The organism is Klebsiella sp. K4 (assembly GCF_014596785.2).
Lineage (GTDB): Bacteria > Pseudomonadota > Gammaproteobacteria > Enterobacterales > Enterobacteriaceae > Klebsiella > Klebsiella pneumoniae.
In genome coordinates, this window is sequence record NZ_CP115021.1 from 2,237,930 (window position 1) to 2,259,257 (window position 21,328).

A 21,328-nucleotide genomic window follows, 5' to 3' on the forward strand; every position below is an offset into this window, starting at 1 on the left:
TAAAAACAGTGTGGTGCACCTGGTGCACATTCGATGATGTTTTGATTGTAGCCGAAAACCCCCGCCCTATACTCAGCCCATTATAAAAAAACGTTTACACATGATTAACAAATTGCCTGTCAGCCGGGCAGTTTCCGAGTCGTGAGGTCGCTGAGAATGACAACATCTACACCCGATATTCAACCCGCCGTGCAGCATACCGCTCAGGTCGCCATCGTTGGCGCCGGTCCGGTTGGTCTGATGATGGCCAACTACCTTGGCCAGATGGGCATCAGCGTGCTGGTGGTGGAAAAGCTCGCCACACTGATCGATTACCCGCGGGCCATCGGCATTGACGATGAATCCCTGCGGGCGATGCAGGCGGTGGGGCTGGTGAATGACGTGCTGCCGCATACCACGCCGTGGCACGCCATGCGTTTTCTCACCCCAAAAGGCCGCTGCTTTGCCGATATCCAGCCGATGACCGATGAGTTTGGCTGGTCGCGGCGCAACGCCTTCATTCAGCCGCAGGTCGATGCGGTGATGTATCACGGTCTGCAGCGTTTCCCGCAGGTCCGCTGCCTCTTCTCCCGCGCAGTGGAAGCCTTTAGCCAGACCGGTGACAGTGTCACGTTAATCTTAAAGGACCGGACGGCGAACGGGAGACGGTGCGCGCGGACTGGCTGGTGGCTTGCGACGGCGGCGCCAGCTTTATTCGTCGTACGCTGAACATCCCCTTCGAAGGTAAGACCGCGCCGAATCAGTGGATCGTCATCGATATCGCTAACGACCCGCTGGCCACCCCGCATGTTTACCTGTGCTGCGACCCGGTGCGACCCTACGTTTCCGCCGCGCTGCCCCACGGCGTGCGCCGCTTTGAATTTATGGTGATGCCCGGAGAAACCGAAGCCCAGCTCAGCGAGCCGCACAATATGCGCCGTCTGCTGAGCAAAGTGCTGCCGGACCCGGACCGCGTCGAGCTGATCCGCCAGCGGGTCTATACGCATAACGCCCGCCTTGCCGAGCGCTTTCGCATCGACCGCGTGCTGCTGGCCGGCGATGCGGCGCACATCATGCCGGTCTGGCAGGGGCAGGGATATAACAGCGGCATGCGCGACGCCTTCAACCTGGCGTGGAAGCTGGCGCTGGTGGTCAATGGCAAAGCGGGAGAGACGCTGCTCGACAGCTACCAGCAGGAGCGCCGCGACCACGCGAAAGCGATGATTGATCTGTCGGTCACCGCCGGCCACGTGCTGGCGCCGCCGAAGCGCTGGCAGGGGGCCGTGCGCGACGGTCTCTCCTGGCTGCTGAACTACCTGCCGCCGGTGAAACGCTACTTCCTCGAGATGCGCTTTAAGCCGATGCCGCAGTACCGCGAGGGGGCGCTGCTGACGGACTGCGTCGGCAAGACCTCGCCGGTGGGCAAAATGTTTATTCAACCGCAGGTGACGCTGGAGAGCGGCGAGAGCGTGCTGCTCGACGACGTCATCGGCGCGAATTTCGCCATTATCGGCTGGGGCTGCAACCCGCAGTGGGGGCTCGACGCCGGGCAGATCGCCCGCTGGCGCGCGATTGACGTGCGCTTTATCCAGGTGGTGCCCGAGGTGCAGATCCATCGCGAGCAGGATAACGCCCCCGGCACGCTGCGGGTGGGCGATACGCAAAACCGCCTCAAAAGCTGGTTTGCACTGCATAACACCGCCATCGCCGTGGTCAGGCCGGACCGCTTTGTCGCCGCTCTCGCTATCCCGCAGACCCTCGGCGCGCAGCTGACCGCCCTGGCGGAAAAAATGACCCTCGCAACCGGGGATACCGCCCACGCTGAAGAGAAGGTGGCCTGATATGCATGCCTATTTGCACTGTCTCTCCCACACTCCGCTGGTAGGATTCGTGGACCCGGAGCAGGCGGTCCTCGATGAAGTGAACGGGGTGATTGCCGACGCCCGGCGGCGGATCGCTGAATTCGATCCAGAGCTGGTGGTGCTCTTCGCCCCCGATCACTACAACGGTTTTTTCTATGACGTGATGCCGCCGTTCTGCCTCGGGGTCGGCGCCACCGCGATTGGCGACTTCGCCAGCGCCGCCGGCGACCTGCCGGTGCCCGCCGAGCTGGCGGAAGCCTGCGCCCACGCCATCCTCAACAGCGGTATCGACCTGGCGGTGTCGTACAACATGCGGGTGGACCATGGCTTCGCCCAGCCGCTGGAGTTTCTGCTGGGTGGCCTGGACCGCGTGCCGGTGCTGCCGGTGTTTATTAACGGCGTCGCCGCGCCGCTGCCGGGTTTTCAACGCACCCGGCTGCTGGGCGAGGCGATGGGCCGCTTTCTCAATACCCTCAATAAGCGGGTGCTGATCCTCGGCTCGGGCGGACTCTCGCACCAGCCGCCGGTGCCGGAGCTGGCGAAGGCCGACGCCCATCTGCGCGATCGCCTGCTCGGCGGCGGAAAACAGCTGCCGCCGGACGAACGCGAACGGCGCCAGCAGCGGGTGATCAATGCCGCCCGACGGTTTACCGAAGACCCCCACTCGCTCCATCCCCTCAACCCGGTCTGGGACAACCGCTTTATGAGCCTGCTGGAGCAGGGCCGGCTGGCGGAGCTGGATGCCATCGGCAATGACGAGCTGTCGGCGATGGCCGGCAAATCGACGCACGAAATTAAGACCTGGGTGGCCGCTTTTGCTGCGCTATCCGCTTTTGGCCGCTGGCGCAGTGAAGGCCGCTATTACCGGCCGATCCCCGAGTGGATCGCCGGATTCGGCTCGCTGAGCGCCACCACCGAGATTTGATTAACCGGGAGACTAACATGAGCTATCAACCGCAAACCGAAGCCGCCACCAGCCGATTCCTCAATGTCGACGAGGGGGGCCGCACGCTGCGCATCCATATCAATGACTGCGGCGACGGGAAAGAGACCGTGGTCATGCTGCACGGCTCCGGGCCGGGGGCCACCGGCTGGGCCAACTTCAGCCGCAATATTGACCCGCTGGTCGAGGCGGGCTATCGCGTGCTACTCCTCGACTGTCCGGGGTGGGGCAAAAGCGATGCTATCGTCAACAGCGGCTCGCGTTCGGATCTCAACGCCCGCATTCTGAAAAGCGTGGTCGATCAGCTGGGGATCGATAAAGTCCATCTGCTGGGCAACTCGATGGGCGGCCATAGCGCGGTGGCCTTCACCCTGAGCTGGCCGGAGCGGGTGGCAAAGCTGGTGCTGATGGGCGGGGGGACCGGCGGTATGAGCCTGTTCACGCCGATGCCGACCGAGGGCATCAAGCTGCTGAACGCCCTGTACCGCGAGCCGACCATTGAAAACCTCAAAAAGATGATGAGCATCTTCGTCTTCGACACCCGCGACCTCACCGAGGCGCTGTTCGAGGCGCGTCTCAACAATATGCTGTCGCGCCGCGACCATCTGGACAACTTCGTCAAGAGCCTCGAAGCCAACCCGAAGCAGTTTCCTGACTTTGGCCCGCGGCTGGGCGAAATCAGCGCGCCAACTCTGATCGTCTGGGGACGCAATGACCGCTTCGTGCCGATGGACGCCGGGTTGCGCCTGCTCGCCGGGATCGCCGGTTCGGAACTGCATATTTACCGCGACTGCGGCCACTGGGCGCAGTGGGAACATGCCGACAGTTTTAATCAGCTGGTGCTCAATTTCCTCGCACGGGCTTAAGGAGTAAATGATGACTTTTTCTCTTGACGCGCTGGCCCGGCAGCTCCGCGACGCGGAACAGAGCGGCCAGGCGATCGCCCCGCTGCGCGATATTCTCGGCGTCGACAATGCCGACGCCGCCTATGCCATCCAGCGCCTGAACGTCCAGCACCATGTGGCCCATGGCCGGCGGGTGGTGGGCCGCAAGGTGGGCCTGACCCATCCCAAAGTGCAGCAGCAGCTGGGCGTCAATCAGCCGGACTTCGGCACCCTGTTTGCCGACATGTGCTACGGCGACAACGCCGAGGTGCCGTTTGGCCGCGTGCTGCAGCCCAAGGTGGAGGCCGAGATCGCCCTGGTGCTGAAGCAGGATCTGCCGCATGCCGATACCACTTTTGATGAACTGTATAACGCCATCGAATGGGTATTGCCGGCGCTGGAGGTGGTGGGCAGCCGCATTCGCGACTGGTCAATCGGCTTTGTCGACACCGTCGCCGATAACGCCTCCTGCGGCCTGTACGTCATTGGCGGCCCGGCGCAGCGTCCGGCGGGACTGGATCTGAAGCAGTGCGCCATGCACATGACCCGCAACCAGGAGCTGGTCTCCAGCGGCCGCGGCAGCGAGTGTCTGGGGCATCCGCTGAACGCCGCAGTCTGGCTGGCGCGCAAGCTGGCGAGTCTCGGCGAACCGCTGCGGGCGGGGGATATCGTGCTGACCGGGGCGTTAGGCCCGATGGTGACGATTAACGAGGGGGACAGCTTTGTCGCCCATATCGAAGGTATTGGCTCAGTCGCGGCACGCTTCGTTGCCGCCGGAGAAGGAGATCGTGATGCGTAAACGTAAAGTCGCCATTATCGGCTCCGGGAATATCGGCACCGATTTAATGATTAAAATCCTGCGCCACGGCCAGCATCTGGAGATGGCGGTGATGGTCGGCATCGACCCGCAGTCGGATGGCCTGGCCCGCGCCAGGCGCCTGGGCGTTGCGACCACTCACGAAGGGGTGGGCGGCCTGATGCAGATGGCGGAATTTGCCGACATCGATTTTGTTTTTGACGCCACCAGCGCCGGGGCGCACATCAAAAACGATGCCGCGCTGCGCGAAGCGAAGCCGGGGATCCGCGTTATCGACCTGACGCCGGCGGCGATTGGCCCATACTGCGTACCGGTGGTCAACCTCGCGGCCAATCTCCATCAGGGCAACGTCAATATGGTGACCTGCGGCGGGCAGGCGACCATCCCAATGGTCGCCGCGGTCTCGCGAGTGGCGAAGGTGCATTACGCGGAGATCGTGGCCTCGATCGCCAGCCAATCCGCCGGGCCGGGCACGCGGGCCAATATTGACGAATTCACCGAAACCACCTCGCAGGCGATTGAAAAAGTCGGCGGCGCGGGCAAGGGCAAAGCGATTATTGTACTGAACCCGGCGGAGCCGCCGCTGATGATGCGCGATACCGTCTACGTCCTGAGCGAGCTGGCGTCGCAGGAGGCGATTGCCGCCTCGATCGCCGAAATGGCGGCGGCAGTGCAGGCTTACGTCCCGGGCTACCGGCTGAAGCAGCAGGTGCAGTTTGAGGTTATCCCCGAGGACAGGCCGGTCAACCTGCCCGGCGTCGGCTGTTTTTCCGGCCTGAAAACCGCGGTTTACCTCGAAGTGGAAGGGGCGGCGCACTATCTGCCAGCGTACGCGGGCAACCTCGATATTATGACCTCGGCGGCGCTGGCGACGGCGGAGCAAATGGCCGGGGCAATGCACAGCGCGGCGGGAGCGACAGCATGAACGGTAAAAAACTTTATATCTCGGACGTGACGCTGCGCGATGGTATGCACGCTATTCGTCACCAGTATTCCCTGGCGCAGGTGCAGCAGATCGCCAGCGCGCTGGATAAGGCTGGGGTCGACTCCATCGAAGTGGCCCATGGCGATGGCCTGCAGGGATCCAGCTTCAACTATGGCTTTGGCGCCCACAGCGACATCGCCTGGATTGAAGCGGCAGCGGATGTCGTGAGCCAGGCGAAAATCGCCACCTTGCTGCTGCCGGGCATCGGCACGCTGCACGATCTGAAAGCAGCCTATCAGGCCGGGGCGCGGGTGGTGCGGGTCGCCACCCACTGCAGCGAAGCGGACGTCGCCGCGCAGCATATTGCCTTTGCCCGCGAGCTGGGGATGGACACCGTCGGTTTTCTGATGATGAGCCATATGATCTCCCCGCAGGCGCTGGCGCAGCAGGCGCTGAAGATGGAATCTTGTGGCGCGACCTGTATCTATGTGGTGGATTCCGGCGGGGCGATGAACATGAACGACATTCGCGACCGCTTCCGCGCCCTGAAGGCGGTGCTGAAGCCGGAGACCGCCACCGGGATGCATGCCCACCATAACCTAAGCCTCGGGGTGGCGAACTCGATCGTCGCGGTGGAAGAGGGGTGCGATCGCATTGACGCCAGCCTGGCCGGGATGGGGGCGGGGGCGGGCAATGCGCCGCTGGAGGTGTTTATTGCCGCCGCCGACAAGCTCGGCTGGCAGCATGGCACCGATCTCTACGCCCTGATGAACGCGGCCGATGAGCTGGTGCGGCCGCTGCAGGATCGCCCGGTGCGTGTCGACCGCGAAACGCTGGCGCTGGGCTACGCCGGAGTCTACTCCAGCTTCCTGCGCCACAGCGAAGCGGCGGCCAAGCGCTATGGCCTCAGCGCGGTGGATATTCTCGTCGAGCTGGGCAAGCGGCGGATGGTCGGCGGCCAGGAGGATATGATCGTCGACGTCGCGCTGGATCTGCTTAACCGCAATAAATAACTAAGAACGTGCGGCTGACAAAGCATCAGCCGCCAGTCACCTGCTCCGTTTGTTCGGCTATCGCCAAGGTACCCTATGACCAAGATAACGACTGCAACCCCCTCGCGCCTGGTGGTCACCATCGGGCTCTGTTTTATGGTGGCCCTGATGGAAGGGCTGGATCTGCAGGCGGCGGGGATCGCCGCCGTCGGCATGGCGCAGGCCTTTGCGCTGGATAAAATGCAGATGGGCTGGATCTTCAGCGCTGGGATCCTCGGCCTGCTGCCCGGCGCGCTGGTGGGCGGCATGCTGGCGGACCGCCACGGGCGTAAGCGCATTCTGTTGGGGTCGGTGCTGCTGTTTGGCCTGTTCTCGCTGGCCACCGCGCTGGCATGGAGCTTCCCGACGCTGCTGCTGGCGCGCCTGCTCACCGGCGTCGGGCTCGGGGCGGCATTGCCGAACCTGATTGCCTTAACCTCGGAAGCCGCTGGCTCACGTTTCCGCGGCCGGGCGGTAAGCCTGATGTACTGCGGCGTACCCATTGGCGCCGCGCTGGCGGCAGCGCTGGGCTTTTCCGGTCTCGCCGCGGCATGGCAGATTATTTTCTGGATTGGCGGCGTGGTCCCGCTGCTGCTGATCCCGTTGCTGATGCGCTGGCTGCCGGAGTCGCAGGCGTTTCAGCGCGCGGAGGCCAGCGTGCCGCTGCGCACCCTGTTTGCCCCGGGCCAGGCCGCCGCTACGCTGCTGCTGTGGCTGGGTTATTTTTTCACCCTGCTGGTGGTCTATATGCTGATCAACTGGCTGCCGATGCTGCTGGTGGGCCAGGGATTCCGCGCCAGCCAGGCGGCGGGGGTGATGTTCTCTCTGCAGATCGGCGCCGCCTGCGGCACGCTGCTGCTGGGGGCGCTAATGGATAAGCTCACCCCGCTGCGGATGTCGCTCCTGATCTACAGCGGCATTCTGGCGTCGCTGCTGGCGCTGGGCAGCGCGTCGTCGTTGACTGGCATGCTGCTGGCGGGGTTTGTCGCCGGGCTGTTCGCCACCGGCGGGCAAAGTGTGCTTTACGCTCTAGCGCCGCTTTTTTATCCCGCGGCCATCCGCGCCACCGGGGTGGGCACCGCCGTGGCGGTGGGGCGTCTTGGGGCGATGAGCGGTCCGTTGCTGGCCGGCAAGATGCTGGCCCTCGGCACCGGCACCGTCGGGGTGATGGCGGCCTCGGCGCCGGGCATTGTGCTGGCCGGCGTGGCGGTGTTCTGGCTGATGCATCGCCAGCAGCGCGCGGCCATGGTCTGATATGCATCCGGCGGTCTGGTAAAAAAATGCCGGGCCGCCGCCTTGCCTGTCCGCGTCCCCTGGCCTAAGGTAAGACATCATTCCCTGACGCTTATCGTCCCTATGGCTTACACCTCCCGTTTGCTCAATGCGATCCCTGGCATCCGCCACGCTTTTCTCGATGTCCATGAAACCGCCGCCTTTCCCTATGCCGAGCTGGCTCCGGTGAAGCTGGTGCATGGTAATGAGGTTCATCATTATCAGCAGCCGCTGCCGACGCGCCCGCACGCCGACGCGGTGTTTACCGCGATAGCCGGGCAAAAGGTGGGGGTGGTGACCGCCGACTGTCTGCCGCTGCTGATCGCCTCGCGCGACGGTCGCTACGTCTGCAGCGTGCATGCCGGCTGGCAGGGGCTGGTCAGCGGTATTGTCGACAACAGTCTGGCCTGTTTTCGCCAGCAGGGGGTGGCATTGGCCGATCTGGTCATCGCCGTGGGGCCGTATATTCACCCCTGCTGTTACGAAGTCTCCGCCGGATTCTATCAGCAACTGCTGGACCAGCCCGGCGGTGACCGGGTGGCCCGCCATCGCCAGCGGCTGTTCCACTCCCGTTCGGGCCCGGTCAGCGATCCGCTCAAAGCCGCCGCACGCGGCAGCGATAATCTGTGGTTTGATCTGCGCGCCTTTGCCGAAGCGATCTTCGCAGAGGCGGGGGTGGCGCCGGCGAGCGTTGAATGGCTGGGGAGTTGTACCTACTGCACCCCGCAGTCGCTGGGCTCCTACCGGCGCCGGACCCATTTTCCGGCGCCGAAGAGCTTTCAGTATTCGTGGATCATGCGCGAAGCCTGAGGCGGGCTCGCGCTAGAGCACCCGAAAACCGTGGGTGCCGTCGCGGGCCAGCTGATCCACCAGGCCATACTCCCACTCCAGATAGGCCTGCATGGCCTCGGCGGAATTATCGGTTCCTTCGTACGGACGACGATAGCGGTCACGGCGCTCGACGGCGAGGCCGCTGTCGCCATGCGCCAGCGGCAGACCGGCGGCGATCCACGCCAGCGTCCCGCCGGTAAGCAACTGCACCGGTTTACCGGTCAAGGCCGCCACCTCCGGCACCGCGTAGCGGGCCAGCAGACTGCTGCCGCAGGTCACCACGTAACGTTGGGCGGGAGGGATCACCTCCAGGGCCTGGCGCAGCTGCGAGCGCGTTAGCCACCACGCGCCGGGGATATGGCGAGCGACAAAGTTGGCGCTGGTGGTAAAATCGAGCACCACCGTATCGGGTTCTTCCAGCTGTTGCGCCAGCTGCGCCGGGCTTATCTCCTCCGCCTGCGGACCGGGCGGCACCTCGGCGGCAGGCACCCCGCGTTCGCTCAACTGGCTGGTCGACAGCGCGCTCAGCCGCGCCGTCTCCCAGCCCATCTGCGCCAGCCACGAGCCGGTTATCGCCGCCCGGATGCCATCGTCATCCAGCAGCACAATGCGCGCCCCTCGTACGCTAGCGAAGTGGTCGGTCTCCTGCACCAGCTGGCCGCCTGGCGCGCTCAGGCTGCCGGGATAGTGACCCGCCGCGTACTCTTCGGGGCTGCGGACATCAAACAGGAAGGTGGTGCGGTCGCTCTGCTGCAGCCAGCGTTGCAGCGTGGCCTCATCGATGACCGCCACCCCGGCCCGTTCGGCAAGATGCGCCACCTCAGCGGCCCGGGCGCCGGAGGCGCGGGCGGAGGGATCGTATTGCCGCTGCTGCTGGTGCGCCAGCGTCTGGCCGGCCAGCGTCCAGCCGATAGTGCCATTGCGTAGGGCATGGACCGGGTTTGGCACGCCGGCGTTGATCAGCGACTGGGTGCCGATGATGCTGCGGGTGCGTCCGGCGCAGTTGACGATAACCGGCGTCTGCGGGGAGGGCGTCAGGCTCTCTACCCGCAGGGCCAGCTCGCCGCCGGGCACGCTGATGCTGCCGGGGATGCTCATGGTCTGGTACTCATCGAAGCGCCGGGCGTCGACGATCACCACCTCCTGCCGGCTGTCGATGAGCGCCTGAACCTCCTGGGCGCTGAGCGACGGTGTGTGACGCACGCTTTCCACCAGCTCGCCAAAGGCTTTACTGGCGGAGTTGACGTCCTGAAACAGCTCGCCGCCGCTGCGGCGCCAGCCGGCGAGACCCTCGGCCAGCAGGGCCACATCCTGATAGCCCCAGGACCGCAGCCGTTCGACGGCGATCTCCGCCAGACCCTCGCCGTTGTCGTAGACGGTGAGCGGGGTGGTGAAGCGCGGTATCCGCCGGCGGACCTCGAGCTCCAGTTTGCTGAGCGGCAGATTGACGGCAAACAGCGGATGAGCGGTGGCGAAATCGGCCTCTTCACGGACGTCGATCAGCGCCAGTTCACGACGGTCGAGCAGCGCCTGGCGGATCCCGGCGGCCTGGCGATAAGCGTAGGTGGACATAGTGGTTATCCTTGATGTTCGCGGGAGGAATCCCAGATATTGGGTAAATGGCGGTTAGAGTAGCCGGAGATAAACGGTTTCTGCTGCCCTTCCGGGGTATACACGGCGCGCTTCACCGCGCCGATATTGCCGCCGTAGACATGAATGCTGATAGAGACGCGATCCGCCAGCGCATTGCTGACGCGATGAATATCGCCATCGTCAGCGGAGACTTTCTCCACCTGGCCTGCTTCCAGAAGCGTGGCGGCGCCGAGCGCGCGCGGTATGCCATCGGCATCCAGCTGGTAGCGCTGGTTTTCCTCCGCGCCGCGCAGCATCCCAATGGCCCCCCACACCCGGTGGTCATGGATCGGCGTCGCTTGCCCCGGTCCCCAGACGAAGCTGACAATCGAGAAGCGCTCCCCGGAGTCGGCATGCAGCAGATACTGCTGGTAATGGTGCGGATGCGGCAGGGTGTACTCTTCCGGCAGCCAGTCGTCGTAACGCACCAGCGCCGCCAGCCGCTGCGCCACGGCGTCAAGCAGCGGGGCGGCCTGGTGGTGTTCGCGGTGCAGGCGGTCTACCTCATGAATGAAATGGCGTAATTTTTCCAGTCGTGGTGCAGTCATGTGCGGTTCCTGTCAGAGGGACTGGTCAAAACGCTAACAGAGGCGTTAATATTATTTAAATGCAATTTACGCATATATTAATATGCAAATTTCACATAAGGTTCCTATGCGCATTGACGATATCGACGCTTTGCTGGCCACGGTGCAGTTTTCCTCCCTCAATCAGGCCGCGGAATATCTGGGGATCACCCAGTCGGCCATCACCCGGCGCCTGCAGCGTCTGGAACAGGAGCTGAACGTCACGCTGTTAGAGCGCCAGACCCGCCCGCTGACCCTGACCGCCGCCGGACATCGGGTGTACGAGCAGTGTCTGAGCATTAAGCGTGAGACGAAAAAACTCTACAGCCTGTTGGATCCGCAAGGCGAGCCGCGCGGCGCCCTGCGTCTCGGCGTGCCGCAGAGTCTCAGCGAGATTGCCCTGCCGGCGGCGCTGTCGGCGCTGAGCCAGCAGTTTCCCGGACTGTCGCCGCAGATCACCTGCGGCTGGAGCGGACAGCTGCAGCGCCGGCTGGAAAACGGCGAGCTGGACGGCATGCTGGCGATGGGGCCCGCCCAGCAAAGCTTCGCCGAGGGCTACAGCGGGCGCCTGCTGTGTCCCCTGGAGGTGGTGCCGATCGTCGGCCGGCGTTTGAATTTGCGCGCGTCATCCCTGCGGGAGTGCGCCGAACGGGGCTGGATCCTTAACCCCGACGGCTGTGGCCTGCGCGCCGGGCTCATTCGCGAGCTGCAGAGCCAGGGATTGCGGTTGACGCTCAACGTCGAGAGCGCGGGCGCGCAGCTGCAGATAGCGCTGGTGGCGCAGGGGCTGGGGCTGGGTCTGGTGCCGAGGGCGGCGCTGGCCAGCAGCCCGTGGCGGGACGAGGTCGCGGTCCTCAGCCTCAGCGATTTTCAGCCTGCGGTCTCACTGTGGCTGATCCACGCCCAGTATCTGGCGAACCTGCAGCCGCCGCTGACCTTTTTTGCCAGCAAAGTGGTTCAGCAGCTGACCGTATCCGACTGAAAGCACTATGCATTTTTGTTTAATGCTAATTAAGCATATTAAGATATGATAAAAATGCATTTTGCTCATTAACACGCTCTGTATAGGGTAATGACCAGCGCCGCTGTCGCGGCCACTCCATTACCCTGACGCAAGGAGTTGTTCATGAGCATTCAGTTTCTCGGCATGATTGGCCACCGCCTCTCTTCCGAAACGATTGCCCCGGTGGGGCCGATCTTTGACCGCGACTATATCGTTCGCTTTGCGCAAACCCATGAAGCCGCCGGGTTTGATCGTCTGCTGGTCGGCCACTGGTCCGATCAACCCGACGGCTTTCTGGTGACGGCCCTGGCCGGACTGTCGACGCAGAAAATTCAGTACCTGCTGGCCCATCGTCCCGGTTTTGTTTCCCCAACCCTTGCCGCGCGCAAATTCGCCACCCTTGAGCACCTGCTGGGGGGCCGCTTGGCGGTGCATATCATCAGCGGCGGCAACGATGCCGAGCAGCGCCGGGATGGCGATTATCTCGACCACGACCAGCGCTACGCCCGCACCGACGCCTTCCTCGACACCGTGCGCCAGGTGTGGACCAGCGAGCAGCCGGTGGATATTCACAACGATTTCTATCAGGCCGAGCAGGCCTGGTCCGCCATTCGCCCGCTGCAAAAGCCGCATCTTCCCATCTACTTCGGCGGCTCGTCGGAAGCGGCCATCGCCGTCGCCGGCAAACATGCCGACGTCTTCGCGCTGTGGGGCGAGTCGCTGGCGCAAACCGGCGAGACCATCCAGCGGGTGCGCGCCGAAGCGGCGAAACACCAGCGTGATATCGGCTTCAGCGTCTCGTTCCGGCCGATTATCGCCGACAGCGAAGCCGAAGCCTGGGAGAAAGCCGAGCATATCCTGCACGTCGCCACCGAGCAGGCGGCGCAGCGCGGAGGCGGGTTCAAAGCCAAACCGGACAGCATCGGCGCCCAGCGGCTGCGGGCCACCGCGGCGCAGGGCAGAGTGGTAGACAAACGTCTGTGGACCGGCATCGCCCAGCTGGTGGGCGGCGGACATAACTCCACCGCGCTGGTGGGCACCCCGGAGCAGGTGGCGGATGCGCTGATCGATTACTACGACCTCGGGGTGCGTAACTTCCTGATCCGCGGCTTCGATCCGCTGAACGACGCGGCCGACTATGGCCGGGCGCTGCTGCCGATCGCCCGGGAAAAAGCCGCGCGGCGTGCGGTGGCGGAGCGCGCATCGTGATCCATCCTGAGCGCGACGACTGGGCCCGGCAGCTGACGGCGCTCCGCCAGCAGATGGCGGAGCAGGCAGCCAGCCTTGACGCCAGCGGCGAGTTTCCCTGGCGTAATATCGACCATCTGCGTGCGGGGGGCTGGTTAAGTCTCGCCGTGCCGCCATCCTGCGGCGGCGCGGGCGCCAGTCTGGCCCAGCTGCAGGAGGTCATCGCCGCCATCGCCTGGGGAGAGCCGGCGACAGCGCTGATCGTCTGCATGCAGTATCTCCACCATTTGCGGCTGGCGGAAAACGACGCCTGGCACGCGCCGCTGCGCCAGCAGGTTTTTCACGATGCTGTCGAACACGGTGGCCTCATCAACAGCCTGCGCGTCGAGCCGGAGCTGGGCTCCCCGGCGCGGGGCGGCCTGCCGGACACCGTGGCGACCCGTCGCGCGGAGGGCTGGGACATCAGCGGCCATAAAATTTATACCACCGGCATTGAAGGGCTGCGCTGGCTGGCAGTGTGGGCCAGAAGCGATGATAACCCGCCGCTGGTGGGTACCTGGCTGGTGCCTGGCGACAGCCCGGGTATCACGGTGGTGAAGAGCTGGGATCACGCCGGGATGCGGGCCACCGGCAGCCATGAAGTTATTTTTAACCACGTTCGGGTGGCGGCAGAGCACGCGGTGGATGTCTGGACGGCCGATGCGCCACCCGCCGCCCAGGCCGAACCGTTTCGCCTGTTCGCCAACCGGCAGACAGCGCTGCTGGCGGCGATCTATGACAGCATTGCCCACGCCGCTCACGACTGGCTGGTGAGGTGGCTGGCGGGGCGGGTGCCCGCCGGTCTCGGCCATCCGCTCTCTCGTCTGCCACGGGTGCAGGAGAAAGTCGGGCAGATCGCCGGGCTGCTGCTGGTCAACCGCAGCCTGCTGGAGCAGGCCGCCGCGCTGCGCTTTTCCGCCATCGAGGCCAATCTGGCGAAAGTCACCATCACCGACAACGCCATTCAGGCGGTGAATATCGCGCTCGAGCTGACCGGCAATCATGGTCTCAGCCGACAAAACCCGCTGGAACGCCACTACCGCAATGTGCTCTGCGGACGGGTACATACCCCACAGAGCGACAGCGCCTGGCTGGCAGCCGGCAACTTCGTCTTTCAATCACAAGGATAATCACGATGCGTCTATCATTTTCAGGCCGGGTGGCGGCCGCGCTGATGCTGCTGGCGCTGGGCGGCTACGCGACAGCGCAGGAGCGGCTTACCCTGCGTATCGCCGATCAAAAAGGCGGCATGCGTTCGCAGCTGGAGGCGGCCAACGCCCTGCAAAATCTCCCTTACGACATTAAGTGGGCCGAGTTCCCGGCCGCCGCGCCGCTGGCGGAAGCCCTCAACGCGGGCGCCGTGGACGCGGGGATCATCGGCGATGCGCCGTTGCTCTTCGCCCTGGCCAACGGTGCGCCGGTCAAAGCTATTGCCGTGGATAAAAGCAACCCGGCGGGGACCGCGGTGCTGGTATCCCCCGGCAGCACGTTAAAAAGTGGCGCTGATTTAAAAGGCAAACGCATCGCCACCGGTAAAGGGTCGATTGGTCATTTCGTGGCGCTGAAAGCGCTGGAGCAGGCGGGGATTTCACCGAAGGAGGTGCAGTGGGTGTTCCTCGGCCCGGTGGACGCCAAAGTGGCGTTGCTAAACGGTTCGGTGGACGCCTGGGCGACCTGGGAGCCCTACACCACCCAAATGGTGAAGACCAACGAGGGGCAGATCCTGGTGAGCGGCAAAGGGCTGCTGCCGGGGAATACCTTCCTCGCGGCAACGGATTCCGCGCTTAACGATCCGCAAAAACGCGCCGCGCTGCAGGATTATCTCCAGCGCCTGGCCGGCGCCGAGCGCTGGGCCTACGCCAATCTCGACAGCTACGGCAAAACGTTGGGGGAGATCATCCGCTTCCCGGCGGAGATCGCCCGCGCGCAGTTTGCCAACCGCCAGTCGCAGTGGCAGCCGCTGGCCGAGGAAACAGTGGCCCAGCAGCAGGCAACGGCGGACTTTTATCTCGCCAACGGCCTGATCCGCACCCGGCTGGACGTGAAGCCGACCTTTGACCGCCGTTTTAGCGTGCCCGCCGCCGAGGTGACGCCATGACCAGAACCCCTTTTTCCCGCCGCCGTTTTTTACAGCTCAGCGGCGGCCTGGCGCTGGCCGGGGTCTCTCTGCCGCTGTGGGCTCATGATATGGCGGACATGGCCGGCGGCGATGCCCATCCGGCGCTGCGCCTGCCAGAGCCCTACAAGATCAAGCTGGCGATCAACAAAAGCGCGGTATGCCTCGCGCCGGTCGCCGTCGCCGAGCAGCAGAAGATATTCAGTAAATACAACCTCGACGTAGAGTTTGTTAACTTCGGCAACTCCACCGATGTGCTGCTGGAGGCGATCGCCACCGGTAAGGCCGACGCCGGGGTGGGGATGGCGCTGCGCTGGCTGAAGGCGCTGGAGCAGGGCTTTGACGTCAAGCTCACCGCCGGGACCCACGGCGGCTGTCTGAACCTGCTGACGGCCAAAGACTCGCCGTTCGGCGGCCTCGAGAGCCTGAAGGGGCAAACCATCGGCGTCACCGACATGGCCGGACCGGATAAAAACTTCTTCGCCATTCTGCTTAAGCGCCACGGTATCGACCCGATCAGCGACGTGCAGTGGAAAGTCTACCCGGCGGATCTGCTCAGCGTGGCGCTGGACAAGCGCGAAATCGCCGCCATCAGCGGCAGCGAGCCGTTCAGCTATCGTCTGCTGGAGACCGGCAAGTATCAGCTGATCGCCAGCAATATGACCGGGGATTATGCCAACCTCAGCTGCTGCGTGCTGGGGGTGAGCGGGAGCCTGGCGCGGGACCATAAACCGGCCGCCGCGGCGCTCACCCAGGCGATCCTTGAGGCGCACAGCTATGCCGCTGAGCATCCGGAAAGCGTGGCGCAATCCTTCCTCGCCCATGCCCTGAATACCAGTGAAGCGGAGGTGAGCGGCATCCTGCACGGGCAGGGCCACGGCCATCACGCGGTGGGCGAAGCGTTCGTGAAAGAGCTGACGCAGTATGCGGTCGACCTGCAGCGGGTGCAGGTGATCAAGCCGGGTACCGATCCCCATCAGTTCGCGGAGAGTATCTATGCCAACGTATTCGCCTGAGCAGGCTCTGGCGCGCCCCACCGGCCGCGCGCCGCTGTGGGGAGAAGGGCTGCTGGCCGCCGCGCTGTGGCTGATGGGCGGTCTGTTTACTCTGACCTGGCCCGACGCCGGGCGGCGCTGGCCGTTTAGCGAAGGCTGGGCGCTGGCGCAATTCACCCTCGGCGGCGGCTTGCTGCTGCTGGCGCTGAGCTATCGCTACTGGCGGGCGCGCGGCGCGCGTGTGCTGCATGCCAGCAAGTGGCTGGCGCTGCTGCCGGTGCTGTTTGCTGTCTGGGAAGGGCTGACCGCCAAAACTGCCGTGCTGCCGGTACCATTCTTCGCGCCGCCGCAGGCGCTGATCGAGGTGCTGCACGACGACTGGCCGCGCCTGCTCGACAGCCTGCTGCACTCCCTGGGGCTGCTGGGGCTCGGTGTGCTGCTGGGTACCAGCAGCGGGTTCATCACTGGTCTGGCCATCGGCTGGTCGCAACGGATTGGCTACTGGGTGCATCCGGTGTTACGTCTGCTGGGGCCGGTGCCGTCCACCGCGCTGCTGCCGCTGTGCCTGTTTATTTTTCCCTCGAGCTTCGGCGCCAGCGTGTTTTTGATCGCGCTGAGCACCTGGTTCCCGGTCACGGTGCTGACCTGGTCCGGAGTGATGGGCATTGATAAGGCGTGGTACGACGTGGCGCGGACCCTCGGCGCCAGCCAGCGTTTCCTGATCCTGCGGGTGGCGATCCCCGCCGCGTTGCCGAACGTCTTTGTCGGCCTGTTTATGGGGCTCGGCGCGTCGTTTTCGGTGCTGATTGTCGCCGAAATGGTCGGGGTGAAGTCGGGGATCGGCTTTTACCTCCAGTGGGCCCAGGGCTGGGCGGCCTATCCGAATATGTATGCCGCGCTGCTGGTGATGGCCTTGTTATGCTCCGGCCTGATAAGCGGATTATTTATGCTGCGTGACCGGCTGCTGAGCTGGCAGCGAGGAGGGATGCAATGGTAACCGAGACGATAGCGCGCGGCGCGGCGGTATCCATCAGCCATCTTCATCATGCGTTTACGCTTGGCAAACAGACGGTACCGGTGCTGGAGAATATTAGCCTGCAGCTGCGCCCGGGGGAAAGCGTGGCGCTGCTGGGCCCTTCCGGCTGCGGTAAATCAACCCTGCTGCGGCTGCTGGCGGGGCTGGAAGCGCCGCAGAGCGGACAGATGCAGATCGACGGCGCGGCGCTCGGCGCCCCGGGGCCGGAGCGAATTCTGGTGTTTCAGGATCCGACGCTCTATCCGTGGCTGACGGTGCGGCAGAACGTGCTGCTGGGCCCGCAGGCGCAGGGGAAAAAGGGGCTGGAGGCGAAGGCAGACGCGTTGATTGACCGCATCGGGCTGCAGGCCTTCAGCGAGGCGTGGCCGCGGCAGCTGTCCGGAGGGATGGCACAGCGTGCGGCGCTGGCGCGCGCCTTGTTGAACGAACCGCGTCTGCTGCTGCTCGACGAGCCGTTGGGCAAACTCGATTCGCTGACCCGCATCAGTATGCAGCGGGAGCTGATCGCCCTCTGGCAGCAGCAGGGGTATACCAGCCTGCTGGTGACCCACGATATCGAAGAGGCGCTGCTGCTGTGCGAGCGGGTGCTGGTGATGTCGCCGCGTCCAGGGCGGATTATCGCCGAGTTTGCGCTGCCGCTGGCTTTTCCCCGTCATCGCGATAACCCGCAGCTGCTGCAGCATCGTCAGGATATATTGCGCATCCTCGGCCAGGAGGCGGACTGGTAAGCTGAACGCATTCCCCGGTGGCGCTGCGACAAATGTCACGGAAAGGTAGGCCGGCGCAAGCGCAGCGCCGCCCGGCAATGAACATCCGGCGCCAGGCGCCTGTTTTTGCCCGGTGGCGGCTGCGCCTTACCGGGCCTACGAACTGCGACAAATGTCACGGAAAGGTAGGCCGGCGCAAGCGCAGCGCCGCCCGGCAATGGGCATCCGGCGCCAGGCGCCTGTTTTTGCCCGGTGGCGGCTGCGCCTTACCGGGCCTACGAACTGCGACAAATGTCACGGAAACGTAGGCCGGCGCAAGCGCAGCGCCGCCCGGCAATGGGCATCCGGTGCCTGGCGCCTGTTTTGCCCGGTGGCGGCTGCGCCTTACCGGGCCTACGAACTGCGACAAATGTCACGGAAAGGTAGGCCGGCGCAAGCGCAGCGCCGCCCGGCAATGAACATCCGGCGCCAGGCGCCTGTTTTTGCCCGGTGGCGGCTGCGCCTTACCGGGCCTACGAACTGCGACAAATGTCACGGAAACGTAGGCCGGTGCAAGCGCAGCGCCGCCCGGCAATGGGCATCCGGCGCCAGGCGCCTGTTTTGCCCGGTGGCGGCTGCGCCTTACCGGGCCTACGAACTGCGACAAATGTCACGGAAACGTAGGCCGGTGCAAGCGCAGCGCCGCCCGGCAATGGGCATCCGGCGCCAGGCGCCTGTTTTTGCCCGGTGGCGGCTGCGCCTTACCGGGCCTACGAACTGCGACAAATGTCACGGAAACGTAGGCCGGCGCAAGCGCAGCGCCGCCCGGCAATGGGCATCCGGCGCCAGGCGCCTGTTTTGCCCGGTGGCGGCTGCGCCTTACCGGGCCTACGAGCTGCGACAAATGTCACGGAAACGTAGGCCGGCGCAAGCGCAGCGCCGCCCGGCAATGAATATCCGGCGCGACGCCATGGTCCGGCTTAAAAATCCATCTTCACCGTGAACTGCACTTCGCGCGGGTCGCCAATCTGGTTACCGAGGTTATTGGTGCCGATCGAGGAAGTGTAATAGGTCTTATCAAACAGGTTCTTCACATTCACCTGCAGCGTCACCGGATACTGCAGCTTCATCTTATAGGCGGCGAACACATCCGCCACCGCATACCCCTGCAGATAATAATCCGCGCCGTTGGTGCCGGAGCGCTTGCTGACCGCGTGGCCGCCGCCGCCGACGGTCAGGGTATTGCTGTTGTAGACGTTATGAATGTCATAGGTCAGGAACAGCGAACCGGTATGTTTCGGTACGTTTGGCAGCGGTTTCCCGGCGTAATCCGGATCTTCCAGCACTTTGGCGTCGGTGTAGCCGTAGCTGGCGATCACGCTGAGGTTATCGGTGATGGACCCGGCCAGATCCACTTCCACGCCCTGGGAACGCACTTTGCCCGCCGTTTTGGCCACCGTCTCATCGCCAATGCTCTCGGTGTACAGCACGTTACGCTTATGAATATCAAACAGCGCGATATTGGCGGTAATGCCGTTTAACAGGTCAAATTTGGCGCCCACTTCGTAAGAGGTGGACTCTTCCGGCGGCAGCTCGCCGATATAGCTGGCGATCGACGACTGCGGCATAAACGACTGGGCGACGTTGGCGAACAGAGAGACGTTCGGCGTGACCTTGTAGACCAGGCCGGCTTTCGGCGTCCATTTCTCATCGCGGCTGTCGGTATTGACGTTAAACGGTCGGCCTTTACCGGCGTACTGGGTGTAGTACTGGTAGCGCACGCCGGCGACGGCGATCCAGTTGTCGGTCAGGTACAGCGCGTCCTGTACGTATGCGGCATAGCTCTCCTGCTGAATGCGCTGGTCGCTGTCGGAGGCGGAGACGGTATTACAGGTGTCGAGAGTGCCGTAGACCGGATGATAGATGTTAAAGCCTTTAACGTTCTTACAGCGCAGCATATCGGTGCGCAGCAGATCGTAATTCTCATAGGCGACGCCGGTCAGCAGCTCGTTATAAAAGCCGCCCACTACCACGTTGCCCTGCAGGTCGGCGCGGGTGGAGTGCATCTTCTGCGTTGAACCGTGGGTACCATCGACCCGGCGGGTGAGGTTGCCGGTCGCCGAATCATAGGCCATCACCCGCGCCTGGTTATCGTTGTAATGATCCTGGCTGTAGCTGTAGTCGAAGCGCGCGGTCCAGGCGTCGTTAAGGCGATACTCGGCGTTGAGCTGAGCGAGATCGGAATAGCCATCGGTAATATTAAACGCTTCATCGAAGCGGGTTTTGCGATCGACGTTAACCGCATGGCCGGTATTCAGATCGAAGATAGTGCCGCGATCAAAGGGGGCGCTGTAGTCGCGGTGCGAATAGGACGCGGTCACCGTTGCCCGCTCGCCAAACCAGGTCAGGGAAGGGGCGATAAAGCTGCTTTTGTTTTTACCGAAATTGCGCCAGTAATCCTCATTCTGATATTCGCCGATCAGTCGGTACGCCAGATTTGTGCCTTCGATGGGGCCGGTGATGTCGACGCTGCCGGTGCCGCCGCCAAAGCTGGTGGAGGTCCCGGAAACCGAACCGGAGAACTGCCGCTCCGGCCGTTTAGTGATGACGTTGATCAGCCCGCCGGGGTCGAGGATACCGTACAGCGTCGAGGCGGGCCCCTTCAGGACTTCCACCCGTTCGGTGGCGGCGTTAAAGCTGCGCGGCAGCACGGTGCGCAGGCCGTTGGTCATGATCGAGCCGTCGCGGTTGGCGCCGAAGCCGCGGCGGGTAAAGGCGTCCTGGGTACCGCCGAGGGTGTTGGTCTGCACCACGTTAGCGACGTTATACAGCGCCTCATCGAGTGAGGTGGCGTGCTGATCTTCGAGAACCCGATCGCTGACGGTATTGACCACCTGGGGAATATCCAGCAGCGGCATCGAGGTTAGCGTCGCGGTGGCGGAGCTGAGCGGCTGATAGCCGCTTGTGGCGCTTTGCTGCGCGCCGTCGGCCACTACGGTGATGGTCTCTTCCGCGTCGTTAGTACTTTTCGCCGCGCGATTGTCGGCGGCCATTAATCCCGGTGAGGCTAAAAAAAGAAGCGAAAAAAGCGCGCGCCCTGGCAACGTCCTGCAGGCGACATGGGGTTGAGTCATTATCTGTTTCTCGTGAACGAATCTGCCTTTGCGGTCAGATTAAGCCAATAAAATCATTGCCCTGAATAATAAAAGCACTCTGTTTAGCGTCTGAATGCGCCTTCAGATGTGTAATTGAGAATCATTCAATCATGAAGGGATGTAGTAGTAAACGTTATGCAAGATAAAAATTCAGCGGCGAGGAATAGGACGTTTTAAACACCTCCAGTAGGGAATGTTCTGTAGTTATCTATCTGATATTATTTTATTTTAATTATATTGCGTTGGCACAGTCTCGCTGTAGTCAGCGTCCCCGTCTGAAGACGATGGCGAGTATTGACTACTACATTCATCCCCGTCATGATCAAAAGAGAATGAGATTTATTTTGATTTGACTGCAGAATGTCCAG

General features: G+C 63.6%; 16 protein-coding genes and 2 pseudogenes. 15 read left to right on the forward strand and 3 right to left on the reverse strand.

All coding sequences use genetic code 11. From position 1 onward, the window contains the following. The first annotated feature begins 156 nt into the window (after positions 1-156). From IB144_RS11135 to IB144_RS11170, 8 genes and pseudogenes are all read left to right on the forward strand, one after another. Positions 157-1,820: pseudogene (locus IB144_RS11135) on the forward strand (bifunctional 3-(3-hydroxy-phenyl)propionate/3-hydroxycinnamic acid hydroxylase). A 1-nt stretch (position 1,821) separates the two neighbouring features. Next, the gene (gene mhpB / locus IB144_RS11140; RefSeq protein ID WP_065888584.1) at positions 1,822-2,766 is read left to right on the forward strand and encodes a 2,3-dihydroxyphenylpropionate/2,3-dihydroxicinnamic acid 1,2-dioxygenase; all 945 of its coding nucleotides are present in this window, start codon (positions 1,822-1,824) and stop codon (positions 2,764-2,766) included. A 17-nt stretch (positions 2,767-2,783) separates the two neighbouring features. Further along, the gene (gene mhpC / locus IB144_RS11145; RefSeq protein ID WP_004151837.1) at positions 2,784-3,650 is read left to right on the forward strand and encodes a 2-hydroxy-6-oxonona-2,4-dienedioate hydrolase; all 867 of its coding nucleotides are present in this window, start codon (positions 2,784-2,786) and stop codon (positions 3,648-3,650) included. A gap of 10 nt (positions 3,651-3,660) precedes the next feature. Then, positions 3,661-4,467: a 2-keto-4-pentenoate hydratase gene (gene mhpD, locus IB144_RS11150; RefSeq protein WP_002908598.1), complete on the forward strand. Its 807-nt coding sequence runs from the start codon at positions 3,661-3,663 to the stop codon at positions 4,465-4,467. Further along, positions 4,460-5,410 (forward strand): acetaldehyde dehydrogenase, encoded by a 951-nt coding sequence (gene mhpF, locus IB144_RS11155; protein WP_004200234.1) that lies wholly within the window; start codon positions 4,460-4,462, stop codon positions 5,408-5,410. The genes mhpD and mhpF overlap by 8 nt, the downstream gene beginning before the upstream one ends. After that, complete coding sequence (gene mhpE, locus IB144_RS11160; RefSeq protein ID WP_065888583.1) at positions 5,407-6,423, forward strand: 4-hydroxy-2-oxovalerate aldolase; 1,017 nt, start codon at positions 5,407-5,409, stop codon at positions 6,421-6,423. Before mhpF ends, mhpE begins: the two co-directional genes overlap by 4 nt. A gap of 75 nt (positions 6,424-6,498) precedes the next feature. After that, the gene (mhpT, locus tag IB144_RS11165) at positions 6,499-7,695 is read left to right on the forward strand and encodes a 3-(3-hydroxy-phenyl)propionate transporter MhpT (protein WP_004148691.1); all 1,197 of its coding nucleotides are present in this window, start codon (positions 6,499-6,501) and stop codon (positions 7,693-7,695) included. Positions 7,696-7,797: 102 nt separating this feature from the next. Further along, positions 7,798-8,523, forward strand: a complete 726-nt coding sequence (locus tag IB144_RS11170) for a polyphenol oxidase family protein (protein ID WP_065888582.1) — start codon at positions 7,798-7,800, stop codon at positions 8,521-8,523. A gap of 12 nt (positions 8,524-8,535) precedes the next feature. On the opposite strand, the gene IB144_RS11175 is transcribed toward IB144_RS11170, so the two are convergent. Together IB144_RS11175 and IB144_RS11180 are read right to left on the reverse strand one after the other, a co-directional pair. After that, entirely contained in the window at positions 8,536-10,116 is a 1,581-nt protein-coding gene (locus IB144_RS11175; protein WP_065888581.1) for a rhodanese homology domain-containing protein, read from the reverse strand. A gap of 5 nt (positions 10,117-10,121) precedes the next feature. Then, positions 10,122-10,724, reverse strand: a complete 603-nt coding sequence (locus IB144_RS11180; RefSeq protein ID WP_004189520.1) for a cysteine dioxygenase — start codon at positions 10,722-10,724, stop codon at positions 10,122-10,124. A gap of 106 nt (positions 10,725-10,830) precedes the next feature. Between IB144_RS11180 and IB144_RS11185 the strand changes: the two genes are divergently transcribed. The 7 genes and pseudogenes from IB144_RS11185 (at position 10,831) to IB144_RS11215 (ending at position 17,847) form a co-directional block, all read left to right on the forward strand. After that, positions 10,831-11,724, forward strand: a complete 894-nt coding sequence (locus IB144_RS11185; protein WP_004151833.1) for a LysR family transcriptional regulator — start codon at positions 10,831-10,833, stop codon at positions 11,722-11,724. Positions 11,725-11,868: 144 nt separating this feature from the next. Then, positions 11,869-12,964: pseudogene (locus IB144_RS11190) on the forward strand (LLM class flavin-dependent oxidoreductase). Continuing rightward, complete coding sequence (locus IB144_RS11195) at positions 12,951-14,102, forward strand: acyl-CoA dehydrogenase family protein (protein ID WP_065888580.1); 1,152 nt, start codon at positions 12,951-12,953, stop codon at positions 14,100-14,102. Before IB144_RS11190 ends, IB144_RS11195 begins: the two are co-directional and overlap by 14 nt. A gap of 5 nt (positions 14,103-14,107) precedes the next feature. Beyond that, positions 14,108-15,070 (forward strand): ABC transporter substrate-binding protein, encoded by a 963-nt coding sequence (locus IB144_RS11200; protein WP_004175710.1) that lies wholly within the window; start codon positions 14,108-14,110, stop codon positions 15,068-15,070. Beyond that, on the forward strand, positions 15,067-16,104 hold the full coding sequence (locus IB144_RS11205) for an ABC transporter substrate-binding protein (protein WP_049001501.1): 1,038 nt from the start codon (positions 15,067-15,069) through the stop codon (positions 16,102-16,104). The genes IB144_RS11200 and IB144_RS11205 overlap by 4 nt, the downstream gene beginning before the upstream one ends. Further along, positions 16,085-17,080: an ABC transporter permease subunit gene (locus IB144_RS11210; protein WP_049001503.1), complete on the forward strand. Its 996-nt coding sequence runs from the start codon at positions 16,085-16,087 to the stop codon at positions 17,078-17,080. The genes IB144_RS11205 and IB144_RS11210 overlap by 20 nt, the downstream gene beginning before the upstream one ends. Next, positions 17,074-17,847, forward strand: a complete 774-nt coding sequence (locus IB144_RS11215; protein WP_002908439.1) for an ABC transporter ATP-binding protein — start codon at positions 17,074-17,076, stop codon at positions 17,845-17,847. The genes IB144_RS11210 and IB144_RS11215 overlap by 7 nt, the downstream gene beginning before the upstream one ends. Positions 17,848-18,785: 938 nt before the next feature. Here IB144_RS11215 and IB144_RS11220 read toward each other — a convergent pair. Further along, positions 18,786-20,858, reverse strand: a complete 2,073-nt coding sequence (locus IB144_RS11220; RefSeq protein ID WP_004891261.1) for a TonB-dependent siderophore receptor — start codon at positions 20,856-20,858, stop codon at positions 18,786-18,788. Between the last annotated feature and the right edge of the window lie 470 nt (positions 20,859-21,328).

Excerpts from the sequence above, each read along its gene's own strand:
- mhpB (WP_065888584.1), top strand. The coding sequence starts at position 1,822 with ATGCATGCCTATTTGCACTGTCTCTCCCACACTCCGCTGGTAGGATTC.
- mhpC (WP_004151837.1), top strand. The coding sequence starts at position 2,784 with ATGAGCTATCAACCGCAAACCGAAGCCGCCACCAGCCGATTCCTCAAT.
- mhpD (WP_002908598.1), top strand. The coding sequence starts at position 3,661 with ATGACTTTTTCTCTTGACGCGCTGGCCCGGCAGCTCCGCGACGCGGAA.
- mhpF (WP_004200234.1), top strand. The coding sequence starts at position 4,460 with ATGCGTAAACGTAAAGTCGCCATTATCGGCTCCGGGAATATCGGCACC.
- mhpE (WP_065888583.1), top strand. The coding sequence starts at position 5,407 with ATGAACGGTAAAAAACTTTATATCTCGGACGTGACGCTGCGCGATGGT.
- mhpT (WP_004148691.1), top strand. The coding sequence starts at position 6,499 with ATGACCAAGATAACGACTGCAACCCCCTCGCGCCTGGTGGTCACCATC.
- IB144_RS11170 (WP_065888582.1), top strand. The coding sequence starts at position 7,798 with ATGGCTTACACCTCCCGTTTGCTCAATGCGATCCCTGGCATCCGCCAC.
- IB144_RS11175 (WP_065888581.1), bottom strand. The coding sequence starts at position 10,116 with ATGTCCACCTACGCTTATCGCCAGGCCGCCGGGATCCGCCAGGCGCTG.
- IB144_RS11180 (WP_004189520.1), bottom strand. The coding sequence starts at position 10,724 with ATGACTGCACCACGACTGGAAAAATTACGCCATTTCATTCATGAGGTA.
- IB144_RS11185 (WP_004151833.1), top strand. The coding sequence starts at position 10,831 with ATGCGCATTGACGATATCGACGCTTTGCTGGCCACGGTGCAGTTTTCC.
- IB144_RS11200 (WP_004175710.1), top strand. The coding sequence starts at position 14,108 with ATGCGTCTATCATTTTCAGGCCGGGTGGCGGCCGCGCTGATGCTGCTG.
- IB144_RS11205 (WP_049001501.1), top strand. The coding sequence starts at position 15,067 with ATGACCAGAACCCCTTTTTCCCGCCGCCGTTTTTTACAGCTCAGCGGC.
- IB144_RS11210 (WP_049001503.1), top strand. The coding sequence starts at position 16,085 with ATGCCAACGTATTCGCCTGAGCAGGCTCTGGCGCGCCCCACCGGCCGC.
- IB144_RS11215 (WP_002908439.1), top strand. The coding sequence starts at position 17,074 with ATGGTAACCGAGACGATAGCGCGCGGCGCGGCGGTATCCATCAGCCAT.
- IB144_RS11220 (WP_004891261.1), bottom strand. The coding sequence starts at position 20,858 with ATGGCCGCCGACAATCGCGCGGCGAAAAGTACTAACGACGCGGAAGAG.